19 protein-coding genes are annotated in these 17354 nt (G+C 55.3%); 11 read left to right on the top strand and 8 right to left on the bottom strand.

What is annotated here, in order from left to right; genetic code table 11:
- The first annotated feature begins 9 nt into the window (after positions 1-9).
- From BN4_RS18055 to BN4_RS05680, 5 genes are all read left to right on the top strand, one after another.
- Positions 10-1092, top strand: a complete 1083-nt coding sequence (locus BN4_RS18055) for an alpha/beta hydrolase (RefSeq protein WP_015414416.1) — start codon at positions 10-12, stop codon at positions 1090-1092.
- A gap of 53 nt (positions 1093-1145) precedes the next feature.
- Entirely contained in the window at positions 1146-2129 is a 984-nt protein-coding gene (locus tag BN4_RS05695) for an aldo/keto reductase (protein ID WP_015414415.1), read from the top strand.
- 5 nt (positions 2130-2134) lie between these two features.
- A complete protein-coding gene (locus BN4_RS05690) occupies positions 2135-3133 on the top strand; it encodes an alpha/beta hydrolase (RefSeq protein ID WP_015414414.1) in 999 nt (332 codons plus the stop codon).
- Between the two features lie 12 nt (positions 3134-3145).
- Positions 3146-3778, top strand: coding sequence for a flavodoxin family protein (locus BN4_RS05685; RefSeq protein WP_015414413.1), 633 nt, complete (start codon positions 3146-3148; stop codon positions 3776-3778).
- A gap of 230 nt (positions 3779-4008) precedes the next feature.
- Positions 4009-4218, top strand: coding sequence for a hypothetical protein (locus BN4_RS05680; protein WP_041720144.1), 210 nt, complete (start codon positions 4009-4011; stop codon positions 4216-4218).
- A gap of 146 nt (positions 4219-4364) precedes the next feature.
- Here the strand turns inward: BN4_RS05680 and BN4_RS05675 are convergent, their stop codons facing one another.
- Positions 4365-5573, bottom strand: a complete 1209-nt coding sequence (locus tag BN4_RS05675) for a hypothetical protein (RefSeq protein WP_015414412.1) — start codon at positions 5571-5573, stop codon at positions 4365-4367.
- 66 nt (positions 5574-5639) lie between these two features.
- Complete coding sequence (locus BN4_RS05670; RefSeq protein WP_015414410.1) at positions 5640-6662, bottom strand: tyrosine-type recombinase/integrase; 1023 nt, start codon at positions 6660-6662, stop codon at positions 5640-5642.
- Here BN4_RS05670 and BN4_RS17915 point away from each other — a divergent pair.
- Positions 6661-6906: a hypothetical protein gene (locus BN4_RS17915; protein ID WP_173399601.1), complete on the top strand. Its 246-nt coding sequence runs from the start codon at positions 6661-6663 to the stop codon at positions 6904-6906. The genes BN4_RS05670 and BN4_RS17915 overlap by 2 nt on opposite strands.
- A gap of 99 nt (positions 6907-7005) precedes the next feature.
- Here the strand turns inward: BN4_RS17915 and BN4_RS05660 are convergent, their stop codons facing one another.
- From BN4_RS05660 to BN4_RS05650, 3 genes are all read right to left on the bottom strand, one after another.
- Positions 7006-7605, bottom strand: coding sequence for a tyrosine-type recombinase/integrase (locus tag BN4_RS05660; protein WP_015414408.1), 600 nt, complete (start codon positions 7603-7605; stop codon positions 7006-7008).
- A gap of 581 nt (positions 7606-8186) precedes the next feature.
- Positions 8187-8771 (bottom strand): hypothetical protein, encoded by a 585-nt coding sequence (locus BN4_RS05655; protein ID WP_015414406.1) that lies wholly within the window; start codon positions 8769-8771, stop codon positions 8187-8189.
- A gap of 98 nt (positions 8772-8869) precedes the next feature.
- Entirely contained in the window at positions 8870-9196 is a 327-nt protein-coding gene (locus BN4_RS05650; RefSeq protein ID WP_015414405.1) for a helix-turn-helix domain-containing protein, read from the bottom strand.
- Positions 9197-9336: 140 nt separating this feature from the next.
- Here BN4_RS05650 and BN4_RS05645 point away from each other — a divergent pair, with 140 nt between their 5' ends.
- Both BN4_RS05645 and BN4_RS05640 read left to right on the top strand, forming a co-directional pair.
- The gene (locus tag BN4_RS05645; protein WP_015414404.1) at positions 9337-9642 is read left to right on the top strand and encodes a TM2 domain-containing protein; all 306 of its coding nucleotides are present in this window, start codon (positions 9337-9339) and stop codon (positions 9640-9642) included.
- 110 nt (positions 9643-9752) lie between these two features.
- Entirely contained in the window at positions 9753-10562 is an 810-nt protein-coding gene (locus BN4_RS05640; RefSeq protein ID WP_015414403.1) for a hypothetical protein, read from the top strand.
- A 61-nt stretch (positions 10563-10623) separates the two neighbouring features.
- On the opposite strand, the gene BN4_RS05635 is transcribed toward BN4_RS05640, so the two are convergent.
- From BN4_RS05635 to BN4_RS05625, 3 genes are all read right to left on the bottom strand, one after another.
- Positions 10624-12348 carry a DUF5906 domain-containing protein gene (locus tag BN4_RS05635; protein ID WP_015414402.1) on the bottom strand — a complete coding sequence of 575 codons (1725 nt, stop codon included), beginning with the start codon at positions 12346-12348 and terminating at the stop codon, positions 10624-10626.
- A gap of 99 nt (positions 12349-12447) precedes the next feature.
- On the bottom strand, positions 12448-13404 hold the full coding sequence (locus BN4_RS05630; protein ID WP_015414401.1) for a hypothetical protein: 957 nt from the start codon (positions 13402-13404) through the stop codon (positions 12448-12450).
- A 177-nt stretch (positions 13405-13581) separates the two neighbouring features.
- The gene (locus BN4_RS05625; RefSeq protein ID WP_015414400.1) at positions 13582-14478 is read right to left on the bottom strand and encodes a hypothetical protein; all 897 of its coding nucleotides are present in this window, start codon (positions 14476-14478) and stop codon (positions 13582-13584) included.
- A 1544-nt stretch (positions 14479-16022) separates the two neighbouring features.
- Between BN4_RS05625 and BN4_RS05615 the strand changes: the two genes are divergently transcribed.
- The 3 genes from BN4_RS05615 to BN4_RS05605 all read left to right on the top strand — a co-directional run bounded on the left by BN4_RS05615 (position 16023) and on the right by BN4_RS05605 (position 17238).
- Positions 16023-16466: a MucR family transcriptional regulator gene (locus tag BN4_RS05615; protein ID WP_015414397.1), complete on the top strand. Its 444-nt coding sequence runs from the start codon at positions 16023-16025 to the stop codon at positions 16464-16466.
- A gap of 135 nt (positions 16467-16601) precedes the next feature.
- On the top strand, positions 16602-16928 hold the full coding sequence (locus tag BN4_RS05610; protein ID WP_015414396.1) for a DUF2958 domain-containing protein: 327 nt from the start codon (positions 16602-16604) through the stop codon (positions 16926-16928).
- Complete coding sequence (locus BN4_RS05605) at positions 16921-17238, top strand: hypothetical protein (RefSeq protein WP_015414395.1); 318 nt, start codon at positions 16921-16923, stop codon at positions 17236-17238. The genes BN4_RS05610 and BN4_RS05605 overlap by 8 nt, the downstream gene beginning before the upstream one ends.
- Positions 17239-17354: the final 116 nt, after the last annotated feature.

Genomic DNA, 17354 nt, shown 5'->3' with positions numbered 1-17354 from the left:
GAGACACCAATGCAGAAAGTATTTCGTTTACCGCTGTTGCTGCTTTTCGCGGCAATGTTCCTCATGACCGCGTGTTCCACGGCCGCCGTCAACGGCGGTCGTGGAGCCCTGACCCTCAAGGACCAGGGCAGTTTCGCTGTCGGCGGAGAGGTTATCACCGCTCCCGGCACGTATACCCCGTACACTACCGCGCCTGAGGGGCAGACCTACCATGGCGACCATGCCTACGTTTTCTATCAGATTCCGGAGAACGCCCGGAAGCTCCCCATGGTCATGTGGCACGGCTTTGGCCAGTTCTCCAAGACCTGGGAAAGCACTCCGGATGGTCGCGAGGGATATCAGAACATCTTCCTGCGCCGTGGTTTCGGCGTGTACGTGTTGGATCAGCCGCGACGCGGCAATTCCGGACGCACCATCGAAGCTGCGCCCATCTCGACCGCTCCCAACGAGCAGTTCTGGTTCAATATGTTCCGCGTAGGTGTGTGGCCTGACTTCTACCCGGGCGTGCAGTTCGCGCAGACGCCCGAGGCGATCGACCAGTACTTCCGCCAGATGACGCCCGACACCGGCCCCATCGACATCAACGTCAACTCGGATGCGGTGGACGCCCTGTTCAATAAGATCGGCGACGGCATCCTGATCACCCATTCGCACAGCGGCGGCATGGGCTGGGAAACCGTCCTCAAGAGCCCCAAGATTCGTGCGGTGGCTTCCTATGAGCCGGGCAGTAACTTCATCTTCCCGGAAGGCGAAGTGCCTGAACCCGTCAAGAGCGAGTTCGGCGACCTCAAGCCCGCGAGCGTTCCCCTGTCAGAGTTCATGAAACTGACAAGAATCCCCATCGTTATCTACTATGGCGACAATATCCCGGATGAGCCGTCCAAGGATTTGGGCAAGGACCAGTGGCGTATACGCCTCATCATGGCCCGTAAGTGGGCAGAGGCGGTGAACAGGCACGGCGGCGACGCGACCGTGGTGCACCTGCCCGAGGTCGGCGTGTACGGCAACACCCACTTCCCGTTCTCGGATACAAACAATCTGGAAGTGGCCGATCTGCTGTCCGCATGGTTGCACGAAAAGGGACTGGATTAAATCGGCATCAGCGGTGACGTTCATCGCAAACATAATCACAGAAAGAAGGAAATATGCAGAAAAGATACTTAGGTACAAGCGGACTGGAAGTCTCAGCTCTTGGCCTCGGATGTATGGGCATGAGCCATGGCTACGGCCCGGCGGCTGACAAACAGGAAATGATCGCCCTGATCCGGGCTGCCGTAGAAAAAGGCGTTACTTTCTTTGACACGGCTGAGGTCTACGGCCCCTATGTAAACGAGGAACTGGTGGGTGAGGCCTTGGCTCCCTTCAAGGGGGAGGTGGTCATCGCCACCAAGTTCGGGATCAAGATTGTAGATTGGAAGCAGGCTTTGGACAGCAAGCCCGAATCCATCCGAAATGCAGTGGAAGGATCGCTCAAGCGTTTGCGCGTGGAAGCTCTGGACCTCTACTACCTGCACCGCATAGATCCCGAGGTGACCATTGAGGATGTTGCCGGAACGATGAAGGAGTTGGTAGATCAGGGCAAGGTCAAGCACTGGGGCCTGTCCGAGGCTGGTGTCGAGACCATCCGCCGCGCCCATGCCGTGTTGCCTGTCACCGCCATCCAGAGCGAGTACTCCATGATGTGGCGACAGCCTGAAGAGGATTTGCTGCCGGTACTGGAAGAACTCGGCATCGGATTTGTTCCGTTCAGTCCGCTTGGCAAGGGGTTCCTTACTGGCCGTTTCGATAAGACCGCTACTTTCGGCAAGGACGATTTCCGCAGCCTTGTACCTCGTTTTTCGGCGGAAAATCTGGATGCAAACCAAGTGTTGGTCGATTTGGTAAAGAGTATCGCGGCGGACAAGGCGGTTACTCCGGCGCAGATCGCGCTAGCTTGGGTGTTGGCTCAGAAACCCTGGATAGCGCCCATTCCCGGCACCACCAAAATGCACCGCATGGAGGAAAACGTGGGTGCGGCGTACGTCGAGCTGACCGCTGCCGATCTGGCCGATCTGAATGAGGCCCTGGCCCGCATTGAGGTCTCAGGAGATCGGTACCCGGCGGAATACGCCAAGCGCGTGGGCAAGTAGGCGCAATGCGCACCGCGCAACGGTTGCTGAGACGGGTGGTCTCACTGGCGGTGGTTCTCTTCTGCTGCCTCGCGGCCTCCGTCGCCGCATCGGAGAATTACGTGCCGACATTCAAACGCATCAAGGCCGGGGATTCCGTGGCCGTCGTCCTGAACCATCCGGCGTTCAAGGGATTCTCACAATTTCTCCTGCCCGGCGAAATGCGCCGGATCGATAACCGGATGGGGCTGGGCGATATCGACTACCTGCTGCCGTACCACAGTCATATCCGGGTGGAGACGACGGTGACGGTGCTGAATCATCTGATCGACGAAGTCGCGGCGGGTGTTCCCGTGTTCCACGCCTTCTACACGGATGCGCAGAAGGCGGCTGATCCTACAAAGGCGAATACCGGGCTGTTCTTCTTCAAGGGAAAGCCCGGCGAGCCCTTTGCCATCGTCTGTCCTGGCGGCGGATTCTCCTATGTGGGCTCCATCCATGAGGGAATCCCCCACGCGCTAGAACTGAGCAAACGGGGCTACAACGCCTTCGTCATCCAGTACCGCGTGGGCAGCGGTCAGCGTGCCACCGAAGACCTTGCGGCGGCCATGTCATACGTCTTCAGGAACGCAGCCACCCTTGAGATCGGCACCGACAGCTATTCGTTGTGGGGCGGCTCGGCCGGAGCGAGAATGGTCGCGTACATGGGATCGCACGGCGCAGCCGCTTTCGGCGGTGACGACCTACCGCAGCCCGCAGCCATCATCATGGCCTACACCGGGCATTCCGAGCTCACCAGGACCGACCCGCCCACCTTCGTCATGGTCAGCGACGATGATCCCATCGTCAGCGTATCCGTGGTGGAGCGCCGGGTGCAGGCCATGCAGAACGCGGGAATCGACGTGGAATACCACATGTATCATGGTGCGGGCCACGGATTCGGCCTGGGCATCGGCACCGACGCTGAGGGGTGGGTCCGAGACGCTACCATATTCTGGGAAAAACATATTAAGCCACAGCCATAACGGAGTAGAGAAATGAAAGTTCTATTGGTTAACGGCAGCCCGCACCCGAGGGGCTGCACCTATACCGCCCTGAAAATCGTGGAGGAAGCCTTGAACAATGAAGGCATCGAGACCGAGATTTTTCAGGTTGGCATCAAGCCCATGACCGGGTGCATCGCGTGTATGAAATGCGCCGAGGACGGCAAGTGCGTGTTCAAGGACAAGGTCAACGAGTTCGCGGAGCTCGCCAAGGACGCAGACGGTTTCGTTTTCGGCTCGCCCGTCCATTACGCTGCCGCCTCCGGCTCGATGACGTCATTCATGGACAGGCTGTTCTATTCCACCTATGTCTCCGGCCAAAGGCTTTTCCGGCTCAAGCCCGGCGCGGCCATCGCCTCTGCCAGAAGGGCAGGCACCACCGCGACCCTTGATCAGCTGAATAAATACATGACTTGGGGTGAAATGCCCGTGGTCTCGTCCCAATACTGGAACATGGTTCATGGTCGCACGCCGGAGGACGTTATGAAGGACGAGGAAGGCGTGCAAATCATGCGTGTGCTCGGCAAGAACATGGCCTGGGTGCTCAAATGCAAGGAAGCGGGTCTGAAAGCGGGCATCGCCTTACCTGAAGAAGAAGCACGGTCCCTAACCGACTTCATCCGTTAACCACGCCTCCCCCCGACATGAAGCCCTGCCTTGATGGGAGCACAAATCTGTGTCTCCCGGAGAATAAGGCAGGGTTATTCTTTTATTGCCGCCTATTCCCACATTCTTTCGGAGAATCAGACAAGAATTTAGAAGGAATCATCTACTTGCCTCAGCAACAATTTCATACAGTGTGGTTGTAGATTCAGGACAAAGAATGTGCCTTAGCGAGCAAGACAAGGAGAAAGACAATGAACTTCATCAATATATTCCAGCTACCTAACGAGTTCAGCCAGACTACATCAGCCATCAGCAACGGCTTTTCGGCAGGGCTGATCTGTTCTGCGACCGTCAATATGGCGCTCCTCACCATTATATTGCTTGGAGCAGTTTGGCTGGTAGCCCCGTACGAACTGAGGGGGCACAGGCCTTCCCGCAAGGACGACCCTAATAACTCTTAAGCCGAGGCCCGCCGATTAAGGCTTAAGTCTGGGGAATGAATCATAGTCGGAATTTGTGTTGTGCCCGTATCTCGAAGCTCTTTTGTTTAAAACGACAAATCAAGCCCCAGAAGTGGGCCGCTTTGTTGGACCACTGAGCGAAGTTGCTATGCGTCTGACAAAAAATGAGACAGAACATCTGTCTGGATACCCATCTCTACATTGCCAGCGTAGCCACTTGCGGCAGCATACGCCATTTGCTCCAAGCTAAGCTTCTTCCTGGCAGCTAGGGCGACGATCTTGGCTATCTCATTCGCTTTGGCGTTGATCGGGTGAATCTTGTAAAAGCTCCCCTCGTGGAGGTCGTGCAGGGCGTGGCAGATGGCGAACGCCTCGTGGTCCTCGAAGTCGTGGCAGGCTGTCGCGATTGCCGTCCTGCCGATAGCTAGCTGCTCGTACATGTCGGGATCGGAGCAGGCGTCTCTGAACACTCCCTGAGCGGCGTCTCGCGCTAAATCCCTCGCTTCATCAAACGATCCGGCAGCCATTGCCGTGTCGATCACGAGCCTTGCTCCCTTGTGCAATACTTCGTGTGCGATGTCCTCGCCCGCTGATGCCAGGGCCTCCATGAGGAAGCTCCTCATCTCCTTTTGGGTGATACCAACGTTCTCGTAGCCGACGAATCCGAGCAGCTCGTCGGCGATGGTGTAGGCGACGTGCCATATCTCTGCCTCGACAGCGGCCAGGACGTGCTTTGACGTGACGGCGAACGTTGCGCCGAACGAGATCGGGCCTCCGTGCTCCCAGGCGGAGCGCAGGGCGTGTTCCTGGTCGGCCTTGTAGCTGTACGCGCAGCCCCTCGCGATGCCTCCGTGGTGGCTCTGCACGGCCTCTATGGCTCTGTTCAGGGCCGGGATGAGGCTGTGTGACGCGGAGAGCAGGGCGCAGTCCCTTGCCGTCTGAGCAGCGGTGATGCTGGAGTGAGACTTGTCCTCGCGCATGATCGGCTGGGCGACCTCCCACATGCGTTCCTGGTACTCCTCGTGCTCAACCTCGCCGTGTGCGTAAAGGTGTGCCAGTTGCAGGAGGTCCTTGAGGCCGTCCTGGCTGACTTCTGTGTTCTCCCAGAGGGGCATGACGCGGTATGCGGCGTCGATGGCGAGCAGCCTGAGCGTAGTCTCTACGAAATCTTCGTGCTGGTAAGGCACGGCGTCCATGGCATCCAGGCAGGCGTGAAGGCCGAGGCTTTCGAGTATGAACGGGAACGTGGGCTGGGCGTCCTCGGAGTCCGTCAGAAGCTCGAGCTTGGCCTTGGCGGTCGGCTGCATCCCGTCGTTGACGAGCTTGCCTTCCGCGATGGAAAGAAATTTTTTCATGGTCGTGTCCTGGATTGGAAGGATGGAGCTCGGGGCAACAAAACAGCACCCAAGCTGTTGGTGGGCTTAGACGTCAGACAGCTTTTCGATTGCTTCTTTCTCGCCGTCGCCGATCAGGTGGTAGTACACCTTGAACAGCATCGCCGGGCCGGAGTGGCCCATGAGGGAGGCGACAGCCTTGATGTCGGCCTTGTTGGCGATCAGGCTGGAGGCGAAGAAGTGACGGAGCTTGTAGGGGGTCACCTCCTTGCCGATGTCGGACTTCTTCACGGCGGTCCTGAACGCCTTGGTGTAGCTCTTCACGGGCTTGCCTCTGTACTCGACGATGTGGTCGCACTCCGCCGTGGCCTGCCAGCCCTTGATTTCCTCAAGGAACTCGTCGCGCAGGGGGACGTAATGGTCGCTCCTGGCCGTCTTGGAGCCGCGAATCCTTACGCGCTTGTTGTGGAAGTCCACGTCGCTGTACTTGATCTTGAGCAGCTCACTCTTGCCGGGGCGGCAGCCTGTGTTCAGGATCAGCTTGATCGCTTTGTAAACGTGGAGCGGCGAGTGATCCTGGATGGCTTTGATGTCTTCCGCGTCGATGTTCAGGTCACGGGGCTTCTCTCGCTTCATCACGCGCTTTCGCCAAGCCGCCATCGGGTTCTTTTCGATGTACTCGAACTCCACGCCGAAGTTGAACATGATGTTGAGGTACGTGATGTAGCGGTTAAACGAACTGGGCGACAGGTCGGCGTACTCAAGTGCCAGCACGTTGAAGTCCTCGGCCTTGAGCTTGTGGATCGGCGCGTGGTTGAGGGCTGGCAGGTAGGACTTGTTCAGCCTGTTCGCCATCTCCTTGAGGAACTTCCGTTCGCGGCCACGGGCCTTCTCGTGGTCGAGATATATTTGGCCGAGCTCGTCGAGGTAGATGTGTCCCGCCCTGATCTCCTCGCCGCGTTTCTTCATCAGGTTGATCTCTGCGTTACGCTCGTGGGCCGCCTTCTTGGCCTCGGTCCCTTTGCCGAAGTATTCCTTCTTCGGGCTCTTGCGGTGGGCGACGCGGTACTGGGCGTACCAGCGTCCGTCCTTGGTGACTCCGACTGACATGCTACACCTCCACCGGGACGAACCCGGCCTTGCGCACGCGCAGGGGATTGAAGAAGTCGCCGGGGCAGGCCATGAAGCTGTCGAGGTCCACCTTGCGGTACCTGTCCCTGTTCGGGCCGCACTTGGGGATGTCGTACTCCTTGGCAAACTGCCTGAATTTCGCGGTGCTGTAGCCGCAGTACTCGGCTGCCTCGCGCTGGTTGAAGAAGTGCCTTTCGACACGGAGCGGTCTGCTCATTGCTGATAACCTCCGGTTTAATGGTTGATGAAAAACGGGGAGAGTCGCTCTCTCCATTATCTAAACTCTAGATCGAGACCCCAAAAGTAAACGCGCCTCCTGAAATTAGATCGAATTTTTCAGGATGCTGACCACTTCCGTGTCGCTGATGCCGAGGTAGCGCATGGTGACGGCTGGCGAGGCGTGGTTGAACCTCTTGCACAGCACCTCGAAGCCGACGCCGAAGTGAACGCGCTGCACGTAGCCGAACGTCTTTCGCAGGCTGTGGGCTCCGTAGTTGCCGTCGAGGCCAGCCTCGCGGCACCACGCCTTCACCATGCGGTTGACGGACTGGATCGTGAGCGGCTTGTTGTCTCCTTTCTGGGATCGGAACAAGTATGCGTCGTCGCAGAACGAGCCTGACGCGAGGAACCGCGTCAGTGCTGAGTGGACTGAATCGTTGACCGCAAGGACGTTGGCCTTGCCCGTCTTGGACTCCTTCACGGCGATGGTGTCGTCGACGCTCTTGCCGCGCAGGTCGCCGACCTTGAGCCGCAGGAGGTCTCCGCATCGGATGCCGTTGTTGGTCGCCATGACGAAGAGCAAAAGGTCACGCGGCTTGTCGTGGAGCATCGCTTTGATGGCCGAGATCGCTTTCAGGGAGCGGATGGGCTCCACTGTGATGGAACTTCCCTTGGGTGGATGATTGTCGTTTCTAGGGCTCATTTTTGAATGTTAAGTATCTGCTTGGTTTTGCGTGCTTTTTTAACATTCTCAGGACGGGCGATTTCGAGAGGTCGATAAGTCTTCAAAATCACAGTAGCTTTTTGGAGAATGTTAACTTTTGGCAAAAACTTAACATTGTCGGCGTGTTATCGTGAACGTGGCTCATGAAGAAAAAAATCGGAAAAATGAATTTTTTTCGGGAAAAGTGCGGAAAAGCACCCCTGCGGACACAGTGTTCCGATAAATAGTAGCAAGCAGAAGGTGAAGCGGCGGGAGCGATTCAGCCTGGTGGATTTCTTCCAAGAAATGCAGCAATGAGCATCGCTCATCGGTTGGGTGGGCGTTGCCCACCTCTTCCGGTGAGCGTGGTCATGCGCGAAGCGCACAATGCGTCGTCTAATGAATTCTGATTTGCAATTTGGGAATTTTGCTGAACGAGAGTTCGAACAAGCAAGCCCATGCTCATCACGTGTGACCCAAGCTGTGCTCCACTCATGGGCTTTGCCGTCCATAACGCAAGAAGGGCGTTCGCAGGTCATGCCCACAAACGCCCGTTCTCGATTTTTAGTCTAAAAAGCTGGCTACCTGAATTTGTCCACGCTCTCCCTCAGCAGAGCCTTGTCCTTGATGGTCTCCTTCCAATATTTCGAGCCCATCATCATGTCTTTCCTGAGCTGGCCGACGTTGATCGCCTTCCTCAAGAACGCCACGATCTCTTTCCACGACTTCGCCGAGACCTTGTCGAGGTTCCCGTTGAGGACCTTCGCGAAGTAGGATCGGCTGTATCCCGACTGCTGCTGGTAGTATGGCGCGCCCATTCGATCTGACTTGTAGAAGGCAAAGTAGGCGCGGACCTGGGCAAGGAAGTCGAGGTCGTCGGCGAGCTTGCGGAACGCCTCGTTCCAGGAGCGTTGCTTGCTGTGTTCGATGTCGCAGAGGTGCATGCGCGTTGCGAGAATCTTGATCTCGTCTACGCCTTCCACTTGGTCGACGAGGTTGATGGCGTTGCCAGCCCAATTGCAGGCGTGGCACCGAGCGACGCCGTTGTCGCGGTACTCCCTGAACGCGTGCTTGCCGCAGAACGGGCAGACGAGGTTGCCGCCCTTGGTGGTCGAGTCGAGGCCGAGGTCGGCGAAGAGTGCCTTGAAGTCGATGCTTTCTAACATTGCATCCTCCCTTATTACATATAGTTATAGAGCCAGAGCTGGGCTCGCGGGCGGTCCGCAAACCTCTCTAGTTCTATTTATGTAGACAGACAGGATGTTCAGTTCACGATGTCAGAAGCGAAGCCATAGATGGCGCAGAGCTCCTCATCAGACGCTGATTCGATGATTTTGTGGAGCTTCTGGACGAGTTCCTTGCGGTCGACTTCATATTCGTGGGAGCCGTCGAGCAGCTCGAAGGTCTCGACCTCCAGGGCTGCCGCGATCTGGCCGAGGTTCTTGATCGAGATGTTGTTCGATCCCCTCTCGACCTCGCCGAGGTACTTGTCGTTAAGGCCAGCCTTTTCCGCGAGCTGGCTCTGTGACAGGCCGTTTTCTTTTCGAAACTCCCGAATGCGTTTTCCGAGCTTGAGCAGGATATCGTCCATAATCTTCCTCCAAACTATGGATATATCCGGCTTACTCGAATGTGGACCTGATATATATTTACTTTTCTAAATAGGGTGGATATATCGGTGTTTGGTCTTGATAGTTGCAACTTTCGAACAGAAGACAAGGAGAACTCGACATGACGCAAGACACCACGGAGCAGGCAGCAGGCCAGGGGCAGCAGAACATCAACGTCAACGTGAACGCAGGCGGCGGCAGCCGATACACGACGATGTCGTCGGACAAGAGCCGAAAGACGGCTCTCATCCTGTGCGCCGTCGGCGGCATGTTCGGCGTTCACCAGTTCTACGTCGGCAGGATCGGCATGGGCATCACCTACGCGCTGACGTGCGGCCTGTTCGGCATCGGCTGGTTCCTGGACTCCATCAAGATATGGACGGGAAGCTTCAAGGACAACGCGGGGGCACCGCTCCGTGAGTGGTAGCTCTCGATGTGCTGGCTAAAGACGATGGGCCGAGGGCGTCGCCCTCGGCCTTTTTCGTGCGACGAAGGCGGGAGCATTGAGCCTGCCTGTATCATAGGAGACAGATTTATATGCGGAAATTCGTGATGGCGTTGGCTTTGGTGCTGATGATAAGCGGAGTGGCTGCTGCGGAGACGTTCACAGGCCCGATCACTTCGGAGTTCAAGGGCGGCGACAACTTTCAGCAGATCGAGATCGACGGGAAGTGGCACATCGTAGGCTGCGGCCCGGACTCAGGCTTGAGCGACGAGCTCAGGGCGTACCTCGACGACCACTGGGACAAGACGGGTAGCGTCAAGGGCGACGCTGTGGACGATCCCCATTGGGGACTTTGCATCGACAATGCTGCCCTGGCTGATGTCGAGCCGGAGGCTGCGCAGCCTCCGGCAGCCTCTAAACTGGCCGAGTACGATTGGATCAAGCTGCCGGACGGGCTGACGCCCGATGAGACGGAAGTCGTAGAGACAACCCTCACGAGCGTCTTCTGGGACCCCGTTTACCAAGTTCCAATGCGCACCTTCGCTGATGCTTGTCGTTACTATCACGACAGAGGCTTTTCCGTGGACGTAGACCTCAAGTTCGTGAAGTTTGAGCAACCAAAAGGCAGCACTGAGGGCTACTACAAGGTCATCGTGACGGCGGTGAACGCTAGCGAGGACATGGCGATCCAGATGCCGTTGCTCGTCCTCTACAACTGCCCTCCGCTCCACGCCGCCATGGCGAAGCAGAACGGCGACAACGGCTCCAAGTCGTTCGTCTACATGAACGAGACGTACCAGACCGACCGATACTCCCAGGAGGATTGGCGCATGGTGACGCCCGCTGACTGGCTCGTCATCATGAAGGCCATTATTAAGAATGGATACGTGCAGGAAGGTTGATTAGCTAGTATTTGAAGGTGGATAGGGCGTCCAGGTGAAGACCTGGACGCCCTTTTTGTTGCTAGTCGTCTGTATGCACGGAGGCAATCTCGTTCTGGAAGAACCAGTCGTTGCTGCTGATGTTGAAGTGCTGGCTAGGAGCAGGCTTCATTTCTTCTTCATAAAACCAATCAACTGCGTCCTTGTCGTGGACCTGACTGGCAGAAGGAGCCAAACGGTTGCCGGGGATGCGTTCATTGCCCATTTCGTCACGCCACATGACCACGGCCTTGACCTTGGATTCGAAAATCTTGCGAGCATTCTTCATGGTCGGCATCTCCAGGTGAGACTGCCCGCCGATTTTTCTGTGAGAGGCGGAGAAGAACGCTTCGGCCACCGACCGCATCTTACCCTGGCCGGAGATCTGTCCTCCCTTGAGGAAGCTGCCAAGCCCACAAGCTTCCTCGTACCATCCTTTGTAGTTGTCGTAGAGGTCCTTGGTTCGAACGGGTTTTCCCCAGTCAATGGCATCTTCGTCGTGGAGCAACTCGTACACCCATTTTTCGAATGCGCTGAAAGACTCGTAGATATCCTCGAACAGGGCTTCGGTCAGAGGCGGGTTCAACAGTTCCACTTTATCCACGTTCCAGTTCAGCAGGTGGTACATGAAGGCTTCCACGCCGCCGTTTTCGATTTCCTCCCACAGGTCACGGAAGTAGTCGATGTTCATGGCCTTGTCGCCGGATACGGACAGGGCGAAGTATCGCCGCTCGTCAGCAGTAGCGGGGACGGCTCGACGCTCGTTGGAGACGAAAGCCAGACGGAAGTAGGAGTCCTCCTGGTAGGCGTCAACGCCCTTGGGTTCGATCATGGTCTTTCTATCGGTGATCATGCTCTTGAGTGCGCCTTCTGCTGCCTTGTCTCCGGCCCAGACAGCCTCTTCAAGGACCAGCAGGAGCTTGCCGCGCTGGTGGGCGTTAAACTTTCCCGTGACCTGTTCGGGCCTGTCTACCTTGCAGTATGCGGCTCCCAGGATTCGCTCGAAGATACCTTCAAAGATGGTGGATTTACCCGAGCCCTTGCCGCCCTTGATCACGAGTGCGACTTTGGCCTTGTCCATGGGGAACTGGAGCAGGTGGGCGAACCAGTTGGTGAGGTACCTGTAGTGCCGCCAGTTTCCCTTGCACCATACTTCCTTGAGGTGGTGTTCGATCTTCGGGAACTTACCTTTAACAGGCGTCACCTCAAAGCCGCGAAACAGGTTGTAGAACCGCTTGGCTTCCTCCTCGTTCAAGCCACCGGGACGGAAAACCGTAGAGTCATATGTGCGTCGGTATTTCCAGTTGAGCCATGCTTCCGCAATCCGTACATTTTTATACTTAGGCATGTGGTTTTTGTCGTAGCCCTTCACCTGTCTGACAGTCTCATGAGATTTGAGCAGCATCAGCTCGCGGTCGGTCAGCGGGACGATTTCGGTCTGGCTGTTCTCGTTGGTGGTTTCCTGTATGACTCCCACTTTACCATTGTGCCGGGCAACAAAAAACTCGTGGTTCATTTCTTCAAGCCTCACGATGTCCTTGGGGTGCGTAAGGCCGTCGTCAAAGATGGTCTGTACGAATTTATCTGCGTCAGCATTGGTCTTAGCCGGATTACCAGAGTCGGACGAGGTCGGGGCCGCTTCAAGAGAAGCTTTTTTCGTAGCGATTTTGGAAGTTGGTAAAGTTGGTAAAAGCGGTTTGTCGTTTGCCGCGTATTGGGTTGGGTGGGGTTGGCTTTCGTTGGATATATCTTTATAATTATTCTTCATTTTCTTGTCTCCAATTCTGTTCGAGTGAATTGAGGTAGGTTTTCCTTGTCCTGCGGAGTACCAGGAGAAGCTTGGAAAGCCTCTCCTGGCGCTCGTTGATTATGCGGCCCTGCCGAACAGTTTGCCTTCAGAGTCCATACGCTCAAAGGTGTCGATAGCTCCATCCCAGGCAATGAAAGCCGAGAACTCTCGCGCAGGGAAGAAGAGTGCCTTTTCCTGGACCATGGCAACTATGCCAGATACGAAATCGGCCCGAACGACGCTGCTTTCAAAGTATGTCTCATCGAAGAAAGACAGGAGGATTTTCGCTCCGGCTCTCCACTTTGTGGAGATGTGATCTGCGTTTTTAAGAACGGTGAGAGCATTATCCAAAGCGAGCTGTTCGTAGTAGCCTCTGTTACGGGCAGCCTGAGTTTGCACCCTGTCGAGTATGTACTGGTTGGTGATGCCAAGAATTCCATTAAAAGAATCTTCACCTGTGCCGATCCAAGCCTGCATGGCGGCTCTGGCACCCCTGATCAAAATGTCACTCACGATCTGGTCTGCGGTGGGCTTGAGCATCTCGGCGATAAATGCATAGAGATCCTCTTCAGAACCTTTCCAGTTAGTGTCTGTGGCTGTAAGCCCAATCAGGTGCGCAATCGGCTCGGTTACATATCGAATAGCTTCATGTGTGTATGTGAGCAAGTCGGGGCTATTGGCGGCAACGGTGGCAGCCAGTGCAATGACGTCTCCCTTTTCCCATGCTTTCCGATACGCCCTCAACTCGTCATGGGGGATGAGATCGGTTGCCTCTGCTGCAGCCAGAGCGAACGGCGTCTGCGCGAATCCCTCTCTGCTGATCCTGTCAAGTTCTACGTAGAACCGACCAGAGTCGTTCAGCTCTCGTTCAATGTCAGTCAAAAGTGCTGTGGACTGCTGCTGTCGGTGCAATGCCTGCTCAATGTCGCTTTTCCTCTGGGCGTCACGTTTCTTGTTACGGGCCAGATTCTTGGCTGCGGTTCGTTTTGCGTTGGCTTTCAAGCGCTTGGTGTTTTTCTTGGATTTCTTGGGCATTGTGTATTCCTTACTCCGCTGTGTTCGCGGCTTAATTCTGTTAGGGGGGACTTGCATTCACAATCACTTGTTTCTGCTGTATAGAGTCCTCTGCGTACAACATGTTGGAGTTTCATTTGCCAGGGGGCAGGTACCAGCTGTCCCCCTGGCTTCGTTATGATCCCTCCGTGTTAGCGTTTACGCAGCCAGGCCGTCAGGGGTTTCGTCATAAGCGTTCTCCTGGTGGTCTTCTGCTTCGATGTCTTTGATGTCGATATCGAAGAAATCAACGATTCGATCGCCATACTCGGTGTAGAGGTAGATGGCCGACAGCCAGGCAACGGTGATGGCGATGTTGTGCGGGGCAGCATCATCCAATATGCCCGCCACCAGCTCTTCAGTCATCAGTTCGTTTTCATCCGTCAGGTGAATCTCGGACTCGAAGTCGATGCTGAAGAGGGCTTCAATCGCTTTTTCCTTCCACCCATCGGCAAACGTCTCACCAGCTTCAATGATGTTGATGGCCTCTCTCCTCATTACGATCATGTTCACGAAGTAGTTATTGTCGAATTTGGAGCATGCCACTTCATCCATGTGCTTCAAGGCGAATTTGACAGCCTCCGGCGAAGTCTCCTCGAAGTTCTCAAGGGTGTTGACCATGGAGCTAAGGGCTGCTTCAATGAAAAGCGGTGTGCAAAAGCTCAGTCCCGGAACAAAGGCAATCGTCTCTATGATCTCCCGGTAAGAGACCTCGCCCTCCCAGAGTTCAGCTAACTCCTCCGTGTCGAGTGCGCTGATGGTCCGAGCAGTGATTTCGCGCATCAGAGCGTAAACTTTGTCGTGGAACTTCTTGCGGAGGGTCAGGACGGCTGTAAACCGAGAGAGTGTCGGACATGTTCCCTCAGTGGATTCAAGCCCATCTTCAGAGATGGCGTCAACGGCACCTCCTGCTTTGCGGCCAAAGAACATGAGGTCCATCACAGGGCTGGGGATGTCCAACTTCCTGTTGATGTCTCTGGAGGCGAATTCGTAAGATTCGTTGTCAGAAGTCAACATTTCAATCGTCCACAGCATCTCGTTTCCAAATTCGTACATGTCGGTTCCTCCTTGGAACTCGTTTGCGCTTTCGCGCTGTTTAAAAGAAATCGTCTTTCCCGGTGAGAGACGCCCCTAAATTGTATCAATTACGCTCCTGCTCTGATCTGCACTTGAGATAAAAAATGAGTTTTTGTGTGTGGAATTCAGAAAAAAGGATTAATAACAGCAGGTTGAACTGCTGTAGTAAGTGTTGACGGTTCATGTATAAGGAAGGGGCAAGAATGGTTGGCGAGGTCGCAATGTACCGAATCTGCCATTTGTTTTTCTATATCAGATGTCGAAGTGAGGTGTCTTGGACGAGAATAAAGTAGGCTTCAGCTAGAGGAAAGGCTCTGTCATCTTAGCTGTCTGATCTGTTTTATCAGTAATTCAAGCTGTGTAGATGTGGTGCCGACTGGTGGCTCGAAGACGCTTGTGCCCGCTGTGGCAGATAGCTATGTCAGATGGGGGGTAGTACCTGGCGATGAGTTGACAGATCGCAAGGGGCTATCGCCAAGGAGTTGAGGTGGGACTGCTTGTGATAGGCTTGTAGGCCGCGTGCTTACTTCTTGTCGGATCGAATTTTTCGAAGCATGCGTCTTTCGCACAGGAGTGAAATTGAGAGAGCTATTTCACATGCTAGGTCACCGGGTGGAACCAGGTCGATCCACCTGGCAATCCTTCTCCGGGTGTTTGCTCTTTCTGTCGGAGTGAGGCAATGAAAGTTCTTTATGCCGAGATCGTAGGTCTTATAGATCTCCACAATCTTTTGCTCTGAAAAAGGACGGTGTGTCGAGCGTAATATCTCAAGGATTTGCTTGAGGACAAAACTAGGGTAGTGAGGACTGATGTCGGTCCTGAGCTTAGAAACCTTGTCAATAAAGGCCTGCCTAGCTTGATCGAAAGTTCGCGTTTTAGCCATCTGAGCGGCCGCCAACTTTGCGTTGTGGGAGTATATGTCGTTAACAAGTTTTTTTTTGCTCTTTGCTCAAAACTCCTTACAATTTCTATTTGTTGATTGTCCATTAAATCAATGAGTTGCTTGGATACGGCTTGATTGATCACAAAGGTGCATAGCTCAATGGTTTCGACGATGCTTGTGACAGCGCACCTTTTGATACGTTTGTTGAAGGGAGCAAGGGTTGCAGCTAATGAGACAGAGCTTCCTTTTTCCCATGCCTGCCTGAGGGCGATTTCGCCTTGTTGGCGGTGTCGCTCAGCACCAGATTTTGCGATGAGGGCACGTCGAGTCGCGATTTTGGGACGAGTCTTGTCGTCAAATAGTTTGTCTTTTCTTCCCTCATAGACGCAATTCCATTCGGCGAGGGTGATTCTGGGGATTCTTGGCATGGTGTCTTCTAAAGGCTAATGCATTCTATTTCAAGATGTTGGTATCATCATCCGTTGTCATTTCGCAATAAGCCTTTGTTGTTTAAATCAATTGATCTTTGCTCGAAATGAGAGTTTTGCGGTCACAAAGTGATTTGTTTCGGGGTGTACGAAACCCATAGAGCGATATAATGACGTCTCCTTTGATATCAAGCTAAAACAAGGAGATGAGCATGAGTCACATGGAGAATGCCCTCAGGATCGTGGAGGCGCAGGCTGGGGTCAGGCCGATGACCGTCGACGAGCTGTGCGAGACCATCGAGAGGCTGGCGGAAAGGCTGAAAAGGATCGCTGATGGCGATGCTGAGCCGCCCAGGCAGGAACCGCCTTGCGATCCAAAACGGGCGATCAGGAACAAGTCCATCGTCTGCCTGGAGTGCGGACGGACCTTCAAGACCCTTTCGAAGAAGCACCTGGAGTCGCACGGGCTGACAGCTGACCAGTACCGGGAGAAGTGGGGCTACAAGAAACGGGCTCCGCTTTCCTGTCGGGAGACGGCCAAGGCACGGTCCGAGCGCATGAAGGAGATGAAGCTCTGGACGCGGACGGGAAAGAAGCCCGACGACAAGGAGAAGCCAGCCAAGGGGAAAGCCAAGGATGCTCCCAAAGATGCCTAAGCAGGAAGGCCCGGCGCGATCGCGCCGGGCCTTTTCGTTTCCTAAGGGCCGGGCAGGGACGCGGACGCTCCTCGCTCGACATGATCCAACAACTTGCGAAGCAGCCGCGCCCTGGCGGCGCGGCAGGAGCACTGCATGACGACTAAGAGCAAAGGCTTGGTGCCAAGGATGCCCAGGCTGTACGAGACCGAGGACACGCCAGCCGACGAGAAGCTGATCTGGGCGCACTTTTTTTTCGGCGACTCCCACTGGTACGCCGCCGAGTTCGACGGCAAGGACACGTTCTTCGGCTACGCGGTCCTGAACGGCGACATGATGAACTCGGAGTGGGGATACTTCTCGCTGGCCGAGCTGACCGAATTGAAGGTAGGCCCGTTCGTGGTCTGCGTCGAGGACGGCTGGAGGGTGCGGGAGTTCAAGGAGGTCATGTCGGAACGGCACGGAGGGGGATGGAATGGCTGAGGGATGGAGGAAGCACGAAGCAAAGATACCCAGGCTAGGCGAGACGGATGGCGTCCCCCTCAAGGACAAGGAGATATGGCTGCACTTCTTCCGTCTCGAATCTGACTCTCACTGGATGGCGGCAGAGTCCAATGGCAGGGGCCTGTACTCCGGCTGCGTCGTTCTGGGCGGCGACTTTGAGAACTCCGAGTGGGGATACTTCACCATTGCCGAGATGGGTATAGCTCCAGGGCTGATGGTTCTGTGCCGAAAGGCGGTGAAGCGGTTCGAGGACGTTTTCGCGGAGGTGAGGGATAGTTTAACTTTGTAACTATCCGATATGTTATTATATTTTTACCGACGATAAGCACGACGAGGATAATATAGTATTCTTCAGAATTGTGTGTTGTCGTGTTGGACAGGCTCCGGTAACGTCTTGTGAAGTTT

Source organism: Pseudodesulfovibrio piezophilus C1TLV30, from assembly GCF_000341895.1.
Classification (GTDB): domain Bacteria; phylum Desulfobacterota; class Desulfovibrionia; order Desulfovibrionales; family Desulfovibrionaceae; genus Pseudodesulfovibrio; species Pseudodesulfovibrio piezophilus.
Note: the sequence above shows the minus strand (reverse complement) of the source record. Positions and strands in the feature narration are given on the sequence as shown.

What these genes read in the sequence shown, in the direction of transcription:
- BN4_RS05645 (WP_015414404.1), top strand. Translation starts at nt 9,337, where the DNA reads ATGACGCAAGACACCACGGAGCAGGCAGCAGGCCAGGGGCAGCAGAAC.
- BN4_RS17915 (WP_173399601.1), top strand. Translation starts at nt 6,661, where the DNA reads ATGCTACACCTCCACCGGGACGAACCCGGCCTTGCGCACGCGCAGGGG.
- BN4_RS05630 (WP_015414401.1), bottom strand. Translation starts at nt 13,404, where the DNA reads ATGCCCAAGAAATCCAAGAAAAACACCAAGCGCTTGAAAGCCAACGCA.
- BN4_RS05660 (WP_015414408.1), bottom strand. Translation starts at nt 7,605, where the DNA reads ATGAGCCCTAGAAACGACAATCATCCACCCAAGGGAAGTTCCATCACA.
- BN4_RS05615 (WP_015414397.1), top strand. Translation starts at nt 16,023, where the DNA reads ATGAGTCACATGGAGAATGCCCTCAGGATCGTGGAGGCGCAGGCTGGG.
- BN4_RS05610 (WP_015414396.1), top strand. Translation starts at nt 16,602, where the DNA reads ATGACGACTAAGAGCAAAGGCTTGGTGCCAAGGATGCCCAGGCTGTAC.
- BN4_RS05635 (WP_015414402.1), bottom strand. Translation starts at nt 12,348, where the DNA reads ATGAAGAATAATTATAAAGATATATCCAACGAAAGCCAACCCCACCCA.
- BN4_RS05670 (WP_015414410.1), bottom strand. Translation starts at nt 6,662, where the DNA reads ATGTCAGTCGGAGTCACCAAGGACGGACGCTGGTACGCCCAGTACCGC.
- BN4_RS05605 (WP_015414395.1), top strand. Translation starts at nt 16,921, where the DNA reads ATGGCTGAGGGATGGAGGAAGCACGAAGCAAAGATACCCAGGCTAGGC.
- BN4_RS05625 (WP_015414400.1), bottom strand. Translation starts at nt 14,478, where the DNA reads ATGTACGAATTTGGAAACGAGATGCTGTGGACGATTGAAATGTTGACT.
- BN4_RS05650 (WP_015414405.1), bottom strand. Translation starts at nt 9,196, where the DNA reads ATGGACGATATCCTGCTCAAGCTCGGAAAACGCATTCGGGAGTTTCGA.
- BN4_RS05680 (WP_041720144.1), top strand. Translation starts at nt 4,009, where the DNA reads ATGAACTTCATCAATATATTCCAGCTACCTAACGAGTTCAGCCAGACT.
- BN4_RS05685 (WP_015414413.1), top strand. Translation starts at nt 3,146, where the DNA reads ATGAAAGTTCTATTGGTTAACGGCAGCCCGCACCCGAGGGGCTGCACC.
- BN4_RS18055 (WP_015414416.1), top strand. Translation starts at nt 10, where the DNA reads ATGCAGAAAGTATTTCGTTTACCGCTGTTGCTGCTTTTCGCGGCAATG.
- BN4_RS05640 (WP_015414403.1), top strand. Translation starts at nt 9,753, where the DNA reads ATGCGGAAATTCGTGATGGCGTTGGCTTTGGTGCTGATGATAAGCGGA.
- BN4_RS05695 (WP_015414415.1), top strand. Translation starts at nt 1,146, where the DNA reads ATGCAGAAAAGATACTTAGGTACAAGCGGACTGGAAGTCTCAGCTCTT.
- BN4_RS05690 (WP_015414414.1), top strand. Translation starts at nt 2,135, where the DNA reads ATGCGCACCGCGCAACGGTTGCTGAGACGGGTGGTCTCACTGGCGGTG.
- BN4_RS05675 (WP_015414412.1), bottom strand. Translation starts at nt 5,573, where the DNA reads ATGAAAAAATTTCTTTCCATCGCGGAAGGCAAGCTCGTCAACGACGGG.
- BN4_RS05655 (WP_015414406.1), bottom strand. Translation starts at nt 8,771, where the DNA reads ATGTTAGAAAGCATCGACTTCAAGGCACTCTTCGCCGACCTCGGCCTC.